General features: G+C 39.3%; 11 protein-coding genes and 4 tRNA genes. 4 read left to right on the forward strand and 11 right to left on the reverse strand.

What is annotated here, in order from left to right:
* Positions 1-86: 86 nt before the first annotated feature.
* The 6 genes from prpB to ABXG98_RS07525 all read right to left on the reverse strand — a co-directional run bounded on the left by prpB (position 87) and on the right by ABXG98_RS07525 (position 2779).
* A complete protein-coding gene (prpB, locus tag ABXG98_RS07500) occupies positions 87-977 on the reverse strand; it encodes a methylisocitrate lyase (protein WP_353538086.1) in 891 nt (296 codons plus the stop codon).
* 23 nt (positions 978-1000) lie between these two features.
* Complete coding sequence (locus ABXG98_RS07505; RefSeq protein WP_353538087.1) at positions 1001-1690, reverse strand: GntR family transcriptional regulator; 690 nt, start codon at positions 1688-1690, stop codon at positions 1001-1003.
* A 245-nt stretch (positions 1691-1935) separates the two neighbouring features.
* A tRNA-Glu gene (locus ABXG98_RS07510) sits at positions 1936-2011 on the reverse strand.
* A gap of 200 nt (positions 2012-2211) precedes the next feature.
* Positions 2212-2287 (reverse strand) — tRNA-Glu (locus ABXG98_RS07515).
* A gap of 180 nt (positions 2288-2467) precedes the next feature.
* Positions 2468-2543, reverse strand: a tRNA-Glu gene (locus ABXG98_RS07520).
* A gap of 160 nt (positions 2544-2703) precedes the next feature.
* Positions 2704-2779: transfer RNA gene (locus ABXG98_RS07525), tRNA-Ala, on the reverse strand.
* A 434-nt stretch (positions 2780-3213) separates the two neighbouring features.
* On the opposite strand from ABXG98_RS07525, the gene ABXG98_RS07530 reads away from it, so the two are divergent.
* Positions 3214-4137 (forward strand): gluconeogenesis factor YvcK family protein, encoded by a 924-nt coding sequence (locus ABXG98_RS07530; RefSeq protein WP_353538088.1) that lies wholly within the window; start codon positions 3214-3216, stop codon positions 4135-4137.
* 14 nt (positions 4138-4151) lie between these two features.
* Here ABXG98_RS07530 and dcd read toward each other — a convergent pair whose 3' ends face one another.
* Complete coding sequence (dcd, locus tag ABXG98_RS07535) at positions 4152-4739, reverse strand: dCTP deaminase (protein ID WP_353538089.1); 588 nt, start codon at positions 4737-4739, stop codon at positions 4152-4154.
* A 45-nt stretch (positions 4740-4784) separates the two neighbouring features.
* A complete protein-coding gene (apbC, locus tag ABXG98_RS07540; protein WP_502901545.1) occupies positions 4785-5990 on the reverse strand; it encodes an iron-sulfur cluster carrier protein ApbC in 1206 nt (401 codons plus the stop codon).
* Positions 5991-6086: 96 nt separating this feature from the next.
* On the opposite strand from apbC, the gene metG reads away from it, so the two are divergent.
* The 3 genes from metG to tsaA all read left to right on the forward strand — a co-directional run bounded on the left by metG (position 6087) and on the right by tsaA (position 9523).
* Positions 6087-8213, forward strand: a complete 2127-nt coding sequence (metG, locus tag ABXG98_RS07545; protein WP_353538090.1) for a methionine--tRNA ligase — start codon at positions 6087-6089, stop codon at positions 8211-8213.
* Positions 8214-8361: 148 nt separating this feature from the next.
* Positions 8362-8793 (forward strand): rcsF protein, encoded by a 432-nt coding sequence (locus ABXG98_RS07550; RefSeq protein ID WP_353538091.1) that lies wholly within the window; start codon positions 8362-8364, stop codon positions 8791-8793.
* Entirely contained in the window at positions 8786-9523 is a 738-nt protein-coding gene (tsaA, locus tag ABXG98_RS07555; protein WP_353538092.1) for a tRNA (N6-threonylcarbamoyladenosine(37)-N6)-methyltransferase TrmO, read from the forward strand. The genes ABXG98_RS07550 and tsaA overlap by 8 nt, the downstream gene beginning before the upstream one ends.
* On the opposite strand, the gene ABXG98_RS07560 is transcribed toward tsaA, so the two are convergent.
* From ABXG98_RS07560 to yiaY, 3 genes are all read right to left on the reverse strand, one after another.
* Complete coding sequence (locus ABXG98_RS07560; protein WP_353538093.1) at positions 9520-10224, reverse strand: hypothetical protein; 705 nt, start codon at positions 10222-10224, stop codon at positions 9520-9522. The two genes, tsaA and ABXG98_RS07560, sit on opposite strands and share 4 nt — an antisense overlap.
* 76 nt (positions 10225-10300) lie before the next feature.
* Positions 10301-11626: a DEAD/DEAH box helicase gene (locus ABXG98_RS07565; RefSeq protein ID WP_353538094.1), complete on the reverse strand. Its 1326-nt coding sequence runs from the start codon at positions 11624-11626 to the stop codon at positions 10301-10303.
* A gap of 164 nt (positions 11627-11790) precedes the next feature.
* The gene (yiaY, locus tag ABXG98_RS07570; protein ID WP_353538095.1) at positions 11791-12939 is read right to left on the reverse strand and encodes an L-threonine dehydrogenase; all 1149 of its coding nucleotides are present in this window, start codon (positions 12937-12939) and stop codon (positions 11791-11793) included.
* Positions 12940-12984 lie beyond the last annotated feature (45 nt).

A 12984-nucleotide genomic window follows, 5' to 3' on the forward strand; every position in this document is an offset into this window, starting at 1 on the left:
ATTTAATATGATGCCCGATTCGCAATGATTAATCAGCCAGATGGTTTTGACTATCAATCAAGGCGAAATAGCAGTAAGAAATTGATTTATTTATTTTTGCCTTCTGAGAATAAAGCATCTAGCTTTTGCTCATAGTCGTGGTAACCAAGGTAATCATAAAGATCCATACGGGTTTGCATATTATCAATTTCCGCTTTTTGATCGCCATCGGCTAATAATGTTCTATAAACTGACTCAGCCGCTTTATTCATTGCTCTAAAGGCTGATAATGGGTAAAGCACCATAGCACAGCCCCACTCACCTAATTGTTCTTTATTCCAAAGCTCTGTTTGACCAAATTCTGTAATATTGGCTAAAACTGGCACATCTAAGGCTTCGGTAAAGGCACGGTAATGCTCTTCTGTTTTGACTGCTTCAGCAAAAATACCATCTGCACCTGCCGCGACATAAGCTTTAGCGCGTTCAAGTGCAGCTTCAAGTCCTTCTTGAGCAAATGCATCAGTACGCGCCATAATAAAGAAATCAGGGTCTATACGTGCATCAACTGCCGCGCGAATGCGATCAACCATTTCTTCTGTAGAAACAATTTCTTTGTTTGGGCGATGACCACAGCGCTTTTGCGCTACTTGATCTTCAATATGTACCGCCGCTGCGCCGGCTTTTTCCATATCGCGAATAGTTTTAGCAATATTAAATGCACCACCCCAACCTGTATCAATATCAACTAATAAAGGTAACGAAGAGGCCGCAGTAATTCGCGAAACATCAGCTATCACATCATTTAATGAAGTCATACCTAAATCAGGCAAACCATAAGAGGCATTAGCAACTCCGCCGCCTGATAAATAGATTGCTTGATGACCTAATTTTTCCGCCATCATTGCACAGTAAGCATTGATTGTACCAACGACTTGAAGCGGCTTGTTATTTTCTAGTGCTTGGCGAAATTTAGCGCCAGCTGATAAAATGGTAGTCATAATATTTCCTCTTGGGTCGATTTTTAATCCAGTAAATTTTGTTCTGCTATTTTCTTTTCGATATTTTTTCTTGATGCGGCAATATGTCGTCGCATTAACATTTCAGCCAATTCACCATCTCGGTCGGTTATGGCTTGAAGAATTTGCGAGTGTTCATTAAAAGCCCGACTTGCTCTTGGGCTGTTCATACCAAATTGACAACGATACATACGTACTAAGTGATATAGTTGCCCGCAAATCAAATCTATTAACTGTTTGTTATGGCTGCATAAAATAACTTTATAATGAAAATCTAAATCACCTTGCTCTTGATAATAAGCGACACCATCTTTCAACTCTTGAGTTTGACCATGGGCTTTAAGCATAGCTTGCATGTCAGCAATTTCCATATCAGACATATTTAAAGCGGCTTGACGACATGCCATGCCCTCAAGTGCTTCTCGTGTTATATAAAGCTCAAGTAACCCTTCTATAGTACAGTCAACCACACGCGAGCCAACATTAGCTTTACGTTCGATTAAATGACACTTTTCTAGGCGGTTAAGCGCTTCTCGTAACGTTGAACGACTAATTTGATAACGCTTTGCTAGCTCTGGTTCACTTATTTTGCTGCCTGAAGGAATGTCACCTTCAACAATGGCATGTTGTATTTGCTCAAATACTCTATCAGCAGTAGTAACAGCAGTTTGTTGAGTTGGATTGGTTAAATACATACAGTTAACACCTTACTTTGTGTCAAGTTAAAATTGTCGACACATTTCATTTATAGGAAAGATAATAGCGGAATTATTTTATTTTGCAAGTAGACTTAAGTATGATTGTCGACAATTATTGAAAATAAGTGATATGGATACTCTTTATCAGCAAGCACAAAAAAGCCCACGCAATACTTAACTATTGCGTGGGCTTTCTATATTTCACTTTTCGTACACTTTTTAAAAGTTATCCAATTAAAAAGTGGCATCCCTAAGGGGATTCGAACCCCTGTTACCGCCGTGAAAGGGCGGTGTCCTAGGCCTCTAGACGATAGGGACACTGGATTAACCTATGTTAATTCAAACTATCTACCAGATCACTCTGGTGATTTAATTTAACTTAAATCTAAGCATAGTAGACTTATAGAAAAACTAAAACTCTAAACACTTATTTTTATTTTTCTAAGAAAAATATCAGTATAAGCAACTGATTCACTTTTTAAGCACCTTAACTTGCAAAAACCTATTACAAAATAAAGTGGCATCCCTAAGGGGATTCGAACCCCTGTTACCGCCGTGAAAGGGCGGTGTCCTAGGCCTCTAGACGATAGGGACACTAAAACTGCTAGCGAATATATTCGCTGTTTTAGTGTTAGGTGAGTGTTAAGCCTGCGAAGCCGAACGACATTACCCAAAACTAAAACTGGTAAATTACCAATTACAATATTGCTTATTTTTAGTAAGTATAAGCAGACTTATTTATTTTAAAAGAGCATAGCGCTAATAAAATGAATGTGGCATCCCTAAGGGGATTCGAACCCCTGTTACCGCCGTGAAAGGGCGGTGTCCTAGGCCTCTAGACGATAGGGACACTAAAACTGTTTGTCGAATACATTCGACGTTTTAGTGTAGGTGAACGCCGAACCAGTGAGACTGAGCGACATTATCAAACACTAAAACTTGAAACAAGTTAAAACTATCTATTTTTGGTTACAGCCTATGTAAAGCAGACTTTAACAAAAAATCTAATTTGGTGGAGCTATGCGGGATCGAACCGCAGACCTCTTCGCTGCCAGCGAAGCGCTCTCCCAGCTGAGCTATAGCCCCGCTTGTTTAAATACACCAACAAAGGAATAATTCAAACGGTTACATTTAACAACTGGCCTAATAGCTATTAAATATAAGTCACTTGGCTTAACTTGTAAGTCAAAGTAACTTTCTCAACAGGGTCTTTTCTTAGAAATGAACACTTGCTGAAAACGAGGCGCATTCTAAGCAGCAGCCTTGAAACTGTCAACACTTATTTTAAAAAAAACATCAAAATGTGGTAAAAACCTGTTTGAGTGTTTACTTAAACGGCAACTTGCTTATTTTTTACTTAACTAGTTGTTTGGGTTGTACAAATTCTAATCTTACCTCTTGCAATTGAAGTTGGTAGAAAAATTGCAAAAACAGCAAAAATATACCCTACTTTCTTTTTTAAGCATTAACAGGTATTGTTCGCATACGTAGAATTAACGCATTAACAAGTAATTTGACGCATGCAGTTAGATAAATTAAATATTGTAGCAATAGGTGGTGGGCATGGTTTAGGCCGAGTTTTATCTACCTTATCTTTTATGGGTGACAAACTGACAGGCATCGTTACCACCACAGATAATGGTGGCTCAACAGGAAAACTACGTAAACGCAGTAGTACTATTGCATGGGGTGATTTACGCAACTGCTTAACTGAACTTGTCGATGATAACTCCATCGGTAGCCAGTTATTTAATTATCGATTTGATGGTAATGATGAACTAGGGGGTCATAATTTAGGAAATTTGATCCTTTATGGTTTAGGACAAGTCCAATCTCGACCTTTAGATTCAATTAAACTGGTTAGACGTATCTTGCGTGTACGAACTCAAGTGTTACCCATGTCTGAAACACCGACCGATTTAATGGCTTTTTATGCTGAAGGGCTTTGTCGAGTGGGTGAACTGTCTGTTGATGAAATGCCTATTATGCCAAGCAGCTTGATGCTTGCACCTTTGGTTAAGTCGATTAGTCCCTGTATCGATGCAATTAATAAAGCTGATCTGATCATTTTAGGGCCAGGTAGCTTTTTAACCAGTATCATACCGCCATTGCTAATTAGAGACATCAGCAATGCAATTGATAACCGAAAAGGTCATTGTGTGTTTATTGATAATTTAGTACCAGAAAATAGCCCTGCGGCCAAGCTGTCCATCGATGAAAAGCTTAGTTGGATTGAAGAAAATATTGGTTGTTTGCCCATTGATAGTGTTATCTGCCAAGATGCGAAAGTTAAATCAGCTAAAGTGCGTGTTATTTGTAATGACCTAGCGCACAATAAAGTGCCTCATCACCATGATCAGAAAAAACTCATTAAAACACTTGAGGCATGTTTGGCCAATACAGCTCAAAACACGCCAACGACGGCCCCAATAAAAGCGAGTTAAACTCAACCTTTAGATTATTTATCGTCTTGACTGATTCGACTAGCCACAGCACCCTTTTGATCACGATATTTTGCGTCTTCTCGTTTGTTATAAGGGCGTGCTGCACTTGACGACATCGTCTCAAAGTTCAACGCCGCTATTTTCATTTTAGGACGAAGCGCCAAAGGTAATTTACCTGAATTGTAAAACTCAAGTACAATTTGCCCAGACCAACCAGGATCGATTCGATGTGCAGTAACATGCACCATCAAACCTAGCCTTGCCAAAGAAGATCGACCATCAAGCCAACCAACAATATCTGCTGGCAAGGTCACTGACTCATAAGTAACAGCTAAAGCTAATTCACCCGGATGTAAAAAGAAAGCATCGCCATCGGCAATGTATATCTCATCACTCATCACTGAGTTCATTGCTTTTTGCATTTCTTCCTTGGGACCACTCAAGTCAATAAAAGGTGCGGTATGATCTTGAAAAACACGAAATTCATTACCTAAGCGTATATCAACACTTACACCTGATATCATTGAACTATCAGGCTTAGGTAAAATAGTTATTTTTTCTTCATCTAGGTATTGCTCAATATCTTTATCACATAATCTCATAATTTTTTCTTATAGTATGTTTGTAGTAATAACCGCAGTGGTTGCTTAATCTTCATATTCAACAGTCGGAGTCAGTGGACTCGCATTATCAAGTTGTAAAAATAATTGCCCAGCAATATTCCGCGCTATTCTACGGTACAAACAGGCGATATCGCCAGTGCTATTTTCAATGAGCTCTGAATGCCCAAAATCAGCATCTTGACGTATGTTAATATCTAAAGGGAGCTGGCCTAATAAAGATGTCTGTTTCGACTCTGCCATTTTCACCCCACCCGCCTCGCCAAAAATATGACTTTTATGACCACAGTTTTCGCATAAATGGTAGCTCATGTTTTCAATGATGCCCAACACCGGAACTTTGACTTTATCAAACATGGCAACGCCCTTAGCGGCGTCTATCAAGGCAATATCCTGTGGTGTTGTCACAATAACAGCGGCAGCCACTGGTACTTTCTGTGCGAGTGTTAATTGAATATCGCCAGTACCTGGTGGCATGTCAATCAATAGATAATCTAACTCGGGCCAAGCGGTTTCATTCAGCAACTGATTAAATGCACCACTTGCCATGGGACCCCGCCAAACGGTTGCATCATTTTTATCAACAAGAAAACCTATAGACATAGCACTTAAACCATTTGCCACTAGTGGGTTCATGAGTTTGCCGTCTTCAGAGCTAGGTTTTGCTTCTTTTAAGCCCAACAAGGTTGGAATGGATGGCCCATATATATCTGCATCTAAAATACCAACTTTAGCACCCTCAGCCATAAGTGCATAAGCTAAGTTAACTGCCGTGGTAGATTTACCCACACCGCCTTTACCCGAAGCAATAGCAATAATATTTTTTATGTTAGCTTGACTGCCCGAAAGGGAAGAGGCGCGCACTGCACTAACAGATAGCTCTAAGGAAAAACTGATGGCTTGCTGTAAGGTGTCAGCTAACAATTTAGCAATATCGTCTAATTCACCCTGACAAGGAAATGGCACCGTTAACTTAACATCGATAGCGTGTGCTTGATTATGATTCACCTGAAAATGCGAGCAAACCGAGAGCACACCTTTGGGAAAGTTCTCTGACGTATAATCAGTTAAAGTATCTGAAATAATTTGTGTTTTTTCAGCTAAAGTTAACGCTGCATCACCCGAGGCAATATCAGAACTATTTTTAGAACTATGAATGCTTGGCGACGAAGTGTTGGTCAGTGCTTTTGAGTTTTTTTTTGCGCTTTTACTAGCGAATAATTTGCCGAACATATTACCTAACATCTTATGACATTAATCATTTGAGTATAAACGTTAAATTCTGTACTATTGCAGCCATTATTACCATCAAAATACACGATTAATTCAATGTCTACAGCTATTAATTCGCCAATTACATCAGAAAAACGCAAAATATTAGTTACTTGCGCACTCCCTTATGCCAATGGTTCAATTCATTTAGGCCATTTACTTGAACATATTCAAACAGATATTTGGGTAAGGTTCCAGCGAATGCGTGGACATGAAACCTATTTTGTCTGCGCTGATGATGCCCATGGCACGCCTATTATGCTTAAATCACAAGAGCTGGGTATCACACCAGAAGAAATGATTAGTGCGGTACGTGATGAGCATATGGCCGATTTTTCTGGTTTTCATATCAGTTTCGATAACTATCATTCGACTCACAGTGATGAAAACAAGCTGTTTGCAGAACAAATATATAACCGCTTACATGCCAACGGTCATATTAAAACACGCACGATTTCTCAGCTGTACGATCCTGAAAAAGGCATGTTCTTACCTGATCGCTTTGTTAAAGGCACCTGCCCTAAATGTAAAAGTGACGATCAAAACGGCGATAGCTGTGATGATTGTGGTGCAACATATTCACCTACTGAAGTATTAAATCCACGCTCAGTAGTGTCTGGCGCAACCCCGGTATTAAAAGACTCTGAACATTACTTCTTCGATTTGCCCGCTTTTGAGCAGATGCTAACAGACTGGACACGCAGTGGTGCGCTACAGGAAGAGATGGCTAATAAACTAAATGAATGGTTTGAGCAAGGCCTAAAACAGTGGGATATTAGCCGTGATGCGCCCTACTTTGGCTTTGAAATACCCAATGCACCGGGCAAGTTCTTTTATGTGTGGTTAGACGCCCCAATTGGTTATATGGGTAGTTTCAAAAATCTCTGCGACAAAAATTCCGCGATAGATTTTGATACTTTTTGGCATGAAGACTCCACTGCTGAACTATACCACTTTATTGGTAAAGACATTATTTATTTCCATAGTTTGTTCTGGCCAGCAATGTTAGAAGGCGCAGGATACCGTAAACCTACCAATGTTTTTGCCCATGGTTTTGTAACCGTTAATGGCGCTAAAATGTCAAAATCTAAAGGTACTTTCATTAAAGGCAGTACGTATTTAGATTATTTAAACCCTGAATATTTGCGTTATTACTATGCAGCCAAATTAACAAGCCGCATTGATGATTTAGATTTAAACCTTGAAGATTTTGCTCAACGAGTAAATTCTGATTTAGTGGGTAAAGTGGTAAACATTGCCTCTCGCTGTGCTAGTTTTATTACTAAACGTTTTGATGGCATGTTATCCGCTAATATAGATAACCAAGCCCTTGCTGATGAAGTTATGCATGCAGGTGATAGTATTGCCGCCCATTATGAAAGCAGAGACTTTGGTCGTGGTATGCGAGAAATCATGGCGCTTGCCGATAAGGTCAATGAATATATTGCTATTAAAGAGCCCTGGCAGTTAATTAAAGATGAAACCAAGCAGCAAGAAGTTCATGACATTTGCTCGCTTGGTATTAATATGTTTCGCACATTAATGATTTACTTAAAACCAGTCTTACCTGTGCTTGCTGATAGTACTGCTAAGTTTTTAAATGACGAATTAATGTGGGAAGGACATAAATCTCTATTAACCGATCATAAAATCAATAAGTTTAAAGCACTATTACAACGTGTCGATATGGATAAAATCAACGCAATGACAGATGCTTCAAAAGAAAACTTAGTGCCAACGACTTCATCAAATGATGATAAGAAAAAAGCGGCTAAAGCTAGCAAAAAAGCAAAAGCAGTTGATAACAGTGCTGCACTTGCTAACCCTCTAGCTGTCGACCCTATCAGTGAAGAAATTCAATTCGATGATTTTGCTAAAATTGATCTGCGCATTGCCAAAATAGTTAATGCTGAACACGTAGAAAAAGCCGATAAATTATTAAAGCTAACGTTAGCGCTTGATGAAAACGGGAGTGAAACTCGCCAGGTTTTTGCCGGTATAAAGTCAGCCTATCAGCCTGAAGATCTTATTGGCAAACATACTGTCATGGTCGCTAATTTAGCACCACGTAAAATGCGCTTTGGCATGTCTGAAGGTATGGTATTAGCTGCTGGCCCAGGTGGCCAAGATTTATGGATACTTAATCCGGACGATGGTGCCAAAGCAGGTATGCGAGTAAAATAAGGTTCATTTATCTTAGCTCAACTTATCGCGGCTAATAGCGGTTAATAGCGGTTAAAAAAACGATAAAAAGAAAAGGTATTGTGTAACGCGATACCTTTTTTATTTATCAAGCTGATATATATCAATATGTTATAGGATTCATCACAGCATGACTAACAAACTATTCATTAACCTTGTTATTGCTTTGTTAACCACAATTATACTGGCAAGCTGTGCTAATAACATCATTACAACCAATCTAGATAAGAAAAATTTCGATCGCTATTTTTCTGCCGCAAACGTTAAAGTCTATTCAAGTGAACAAGCAATCAAAGGTGATTATCAATTAATAGCCTCAGTAGAAGGACAAGATTGCCAAACTAAATCACATCACGCATTGCCTGATGAAATCAATGCCCGAACACAAGCAAGACAGCAAGCGTTTGACCAACACGCCAATGGTGTTGTTTTTTCCGGATGTACGTTACTAACGCACGAACAATTAGTACAACTATCAGAGAGTAACGATGCGAAACAATGCCATGCTATTGTTATTTGTTACGCAAAAGCCTATGCCATTGTAAGCAAGCCAAATGACTAACACAACACCAACACCCAGCGATATCACGATAAAACCAATTGGTTTGGTCAGCTCACCTTATAGAGAAAAATTTGCCATTCCACGTCAACCCGGTCTTGTTACGTCGGCCAAAGGCAGTATACAACTCATAGGCCAAGCAAATACAGCTGATTCAGTTCGTGAACTTACCCAGTTTAGTCATATTTGGGTGCTGTTTATTTTTCATGGTACGCAAGCCCAAGGCTGGAAACCACTCGTTAGGCCGCCACGTTTAGGTGGTAATAAAAAAATAGGCGTATTAGCCACACGATCAACCTTCAGACCTAACCCCATAGGTATGTCAGTGGTAAAACTCGAGAGAATTGAACAACGCAATCAAGATATCATTTTGCATATTTCAGGCATGGATTTATTAGATCAAACTCCCGTTGTCGACATTAAGCCCTATATACCCTACTCTGATGCCATTACAGAGGTTAATGCCGGTTTTGCACAGCAGCCTCCACAAATAAGCCTTAGCGTAAACTTCACAGCACAAGCACAACAAGCTATAGACAATTGTAGACATCAATTGCCCGATTTCGCACTGCTGATTGAACAAGTCTTAGCGCAAGATCCCCGCCCGGCGTACAAGCAAACTAAAATCGATAATAAAATATATGGGATGACCTTATATCATTTCAATATTCAATGGCGCATGCTTGATCTTCAAACTATTGAGGTGATACAGATTAATACTAGCGATGGCTAAATTCTTATGCCATGAAGAAAAGTACAATTTGAAATAACAGGTGAATTAGTTAGTGGCGTCAGCTTTACCAACATTATCTCGCTAATTTTATCCATTGCTTTATTTCGAGAAACTTCAAGATAATAGTGTAAATACGGATCCTCACTTTCTAATAGAATATAGGGATAGCCTGTAATAGACCAAGTTCCGGTTAGTTTCATATTCTCTTGAGCAGTGCTAAATTCATAAGTGAATTTACCGTTTTTTTGTAAATTTAATTGTATAGATTTATCACATTGCTCTGATTGATATTGCAATGCAATATCTTCACTATTTTTACCACTATTGGGATGTATACCATCGGGGACAATAAATAGACCTATCGTATCTTTGGTATACCAATGGTTTGCTGCAACTAATGCACTAATATCTTCAACATGGAATCCAGAGGTAGCCAATATATTTTCGATTTGGCTAAGGGCTACTTTATTGCTGATAAAAGGTGAGTACAAAATACTAGTTGATGTTATATTTTCAGGAAAAACCAAATCATTAAACTCTACCTTTAATCCCTTTGCTTTGAGTTCACTTTTAATTGTTTGCGAGTCAATATCGTTTAAATAGCGTGTATTAACATGAACTGTTGTGGTGCTACATCCAATTAATAAGCTCACATACAAGAGTATGATTAGCTCTTGAATCAATATTTTTATTCGGTTCATTGAACATCCTTTTAAGGCCATAGATGATTTTGGCATCTATACCTTGTTCCTAGAAAACTGATGCATGATCGTCTGCTTATTTGTCTTTAGTGATATTTAACCAAATATCTGCATTGATTGACGATTTATTTTTTCGCTTTTTCTTACCACTACCTGGTGGTGCGGCGATAGGTTTACTGGCAGCAATAATTGCATCTTCACTGTCTTTATCAACTTCAAAACCGGTTACCTGTTCTCGTTCAAGCCTTATTTTGTTCTTCTTTTCGATGATTTTAAAGTGGTGATAATCTTCATATTCGATCAGCGATATTGCCAAGCCTACTTCACCGGCGCGGCCACTACGTCCGATACGGTGCATGTAATCAGCGGGACTTCTAGGCAAATTAAAATTGATCACTACCGGTAACTTTTCAATGTCTAGGCCACGAGCAGCAATATCTGTTGCTATTAACACCTCTATTTCGCCTGATTTAAAGCCATCAAGCACGCGACTTCGCGCGCTTTGACCTTTATCGCCATGAAATACTTCCGCACTAATACCGCGTTTTGATAGCTTTTTAGCCAAATGCTCACAGTTATTTTTGGCATTAACAAAAATGAGTATTTGCCGCCATTGGTTTTGTTGAATTAAATGCGCTAATAACGCGGTTTTTTCACCTTTATTAACCGTAAAAACACGCTGAACTAAAGTGCTAGCCTCACTGCTTTGCACTTGTATTTCAACCGGGTTACTAAGTAGCGTTTGTGTTAACGCTTTAACTTGCTCAGGAAAAGTTGCTGAAAATAATAACGTTTGTTTTTGTTTTGGCATTAACGCTAATAATGCGGAAAGCTCCTCTATAAAGCCCAAACTTAGCATACGATCAGCTTCGTCAAGCACTAAGGTTTGTACTCGTGACAACTTCACAGCATTGCTTGAAATTAGATCAAGTAATCTCCCCGGTGTTGCTACCAAAATATCCGTACCGCCGCGCAAAGCAAGCATCTGTGTATTAACAGAAACCCCGCCAAAAACAGCAACCGTGTTAACTGCGCCATTAAGGTGTGCCGCATAGGAGCGAATGCTATCAGCAACTTGTTTGGCTAACTCACGGGTCGGAACTAAAATAAGGCTGTTAACATAATTCCCTTTAGCTTTGGTGGTTGTTGATGGTTTACCGTCTTTGTGCTGATAAATATGTTGCAATATCGGCAAGGCAAATGTCGCGGTTTTACCTGAGCCTGTATTGGCTCCACCAATAAGATCACGACCTGCTAGCACACTAGGAATAGCTTGGGCTTGGATGGGCGTTGGCTGTTGATATTGCATTTCAGCTAATCTTGCAAGTAAAGGTGCAATCAGTCCTAACTCAGCAAAACTTTTGCCTGTAGGCTTGATGAGGTTTGTGTCTGGAGTGGTCATTATCAAAGGGTATAACTCAACATAAATTTACTTATCTATCGTTATTTTACCGTATTTGCGCTAAAGACGTTAGCCTATTTGATAAAAACAAAAATCCACTGAGGGTATGCCCAGTGGATTGACTTTGATACTAATGGACTGAAAAGATAATCAGTGATACTCGGTTACATTGCGGCATGAAATATTTGACAAATTTCCTCATGACTGGCCTGTTTGGGGTTTGTTAACCCACACACATCTTTCAATGCATTGTCAGCTAATTGTGAAATGTCTTCTGCTTTAACCCCTAATGCTACTAACCCTGATGGAATCCCTACTTTTTGTGCTAGTGCCTCAATGGCACTAATGGCTGCTTGAGCACCTTGCTCGGCTGACATCATCTGCACATCAACACCCATAGAGCATGCAACTTCTTTTAAGCGCTCAGGACAAACTTGTGCGTTATAACGCTGCACATGAGGAAGTAAAACGGCATTACATACACCATGAGGTAAATCATAAAAACCACCTAATTGGTGCGCCATAGCATGTACATAACCTAACGAAGCATTGTTAAATGCCATACCCGCCATAAACTGAGCGTAGGCCATGTTTTCTCTTGCCTCCATGTTTTCACCTTGCTCAACTGCTGTGGGCAAATAGGTTTGAATTAATGCAATTGCTTTTAATGCTACGGCATCAGTGATTGGTGTTGCAGCAGTAGAAACATAAGCTTCAATTGCATGCGTTAAAGCATCCATACCCGTAGCTGCTGTCAGTGAAGCTGGCATGCCCACCATTAAAGACGGATCGTTAACTGATAATACCGGCGTAGTATGCTTATCAACAATGGCCATTTTCACGTGTCGCTTTTCATCGGTAATGATAGCAAAACGTGTCATTTCTGATGCCGTACCAGCAGTAGTGTTAATAGCAATTAATGGTAATTGCGGATTTTTTGATTGATCCAGTCCTTCATAATCAGCAATTTTTCCGCCATTGCTGGCCACTAAGGCAATACCTTTAGCGCAATCATGTGGCGAACCACCGCCTAAGGAAACAACAAAATCACAATCATGTTGTTTTAAAATAGCTAAACCGTCATTAACATTACTAACCGTTGGATTAGGTTGCGCTTGGTCAAAAACAATACTCGTCACGTTTTGTTGTGCTAATAAATCAGTAAAGTTCTTAACCACACCCAATTTATTTAAAACAGGGTCACTTACGATTAATCCTTGTTTAAAACCTTGTGTTTTTATGTAGTCAACCGCATCAGCTAAACTACCATCCCCCATCATATTTATTGACGGCATATAAAATGTTGAACTCATAATATTCTCCTTAATTTAATTCAATCTTACTAACTATTTTGTAAC

It is taken from the genome of Colwellia sp. KU-HH00111 (assembly GCF_040362745.1).
Lineage (GTDB): Bacteria > Pseudomonadota > Gammaproteobacteria > Enterobacterales > Alteromonadaceae > Colwellia.

What these genes read in the sequence shown, in the direction of transcription:
- ABXG98_RS07560 (WP_353538093.1), bottom strand. Translation starts at nt 10,224, where the DNA reads ATGAACCGAATAAAAATATTGATTCAAGAGCTAATCATACTCTTGTAT.
- ABXG98_RS07505 (WP_353538087.1), bottom strand. Translation starts at nt 1,690, where the DNA reads ATGTATTTAACCAATCCAACTCAACAAACTGCTGTTACTACTGCTGAT.
- metG (WP_353538090.1), top strand. Translation starts at nt 6,087, where the DNA reads ATGTCTACAGCTATTAATTCGCCAATTACATCAGAAAAACGCAAAATA.
- yiaY (WP_353538095.1), bottom strand. Translation starts at nt 12,939, where the DNA reads ATGAGTTCAACATTTTATATGCCGTCAATAAATATGATGGGGGATGGT.
- tsaA (WP_353538092.1), top strand. Translation starts at nt 8,786, where the DNA reads ATGACTAACACAACACCAACACCCAGCGATATCACGATAAAACCAATT.
- ABXG98_RS07565 (WP_353538094.1), bottom strand. Translation starts at nt 11,626, where the DNA reads ATGACCACTCCAGACACAAACCTCATCAAGCCTACAGGCAAAAGTTTT.
- ABXG98_RS07550 (WP_353538091.1), top strand. Translation starts at nt 8,362, where the DNA reads ATGACTAACAAACTATTCATTAACCTTGTTATTGCTTTGTTAACCACA.
- dcd (WP_353538089.1), bottom strand. Translation starts at nt 4,739, where the DNA reads ATGAGATTATGTGATAAAGATATTGAGCAATACCTAGATGAAGAAAAA.
- apbC (WP_502901545.1), bottom strand. Translation starts at nt 5,990, where the DNA reads ATGTTCGGCAAATTATTCGCTAGTAAAAGCGCAAAAAAAAACTCAAAA.
- prpB (WP_353538086.1), bottom strand. Translation starts at nt 977, where the DNA reads ATGACTACCATTTTATCAGCTGGCGCTAAATTTCGCCAAGCACTAGAA.
- ABXG98_RS07530 (WP_353538088.1), top strand. Translation starts at nt 3,214, where the DNA reads ATGCAGTTAGATAAATTAAATATTGTAGCAATAGGTGGTGGGCATGGT.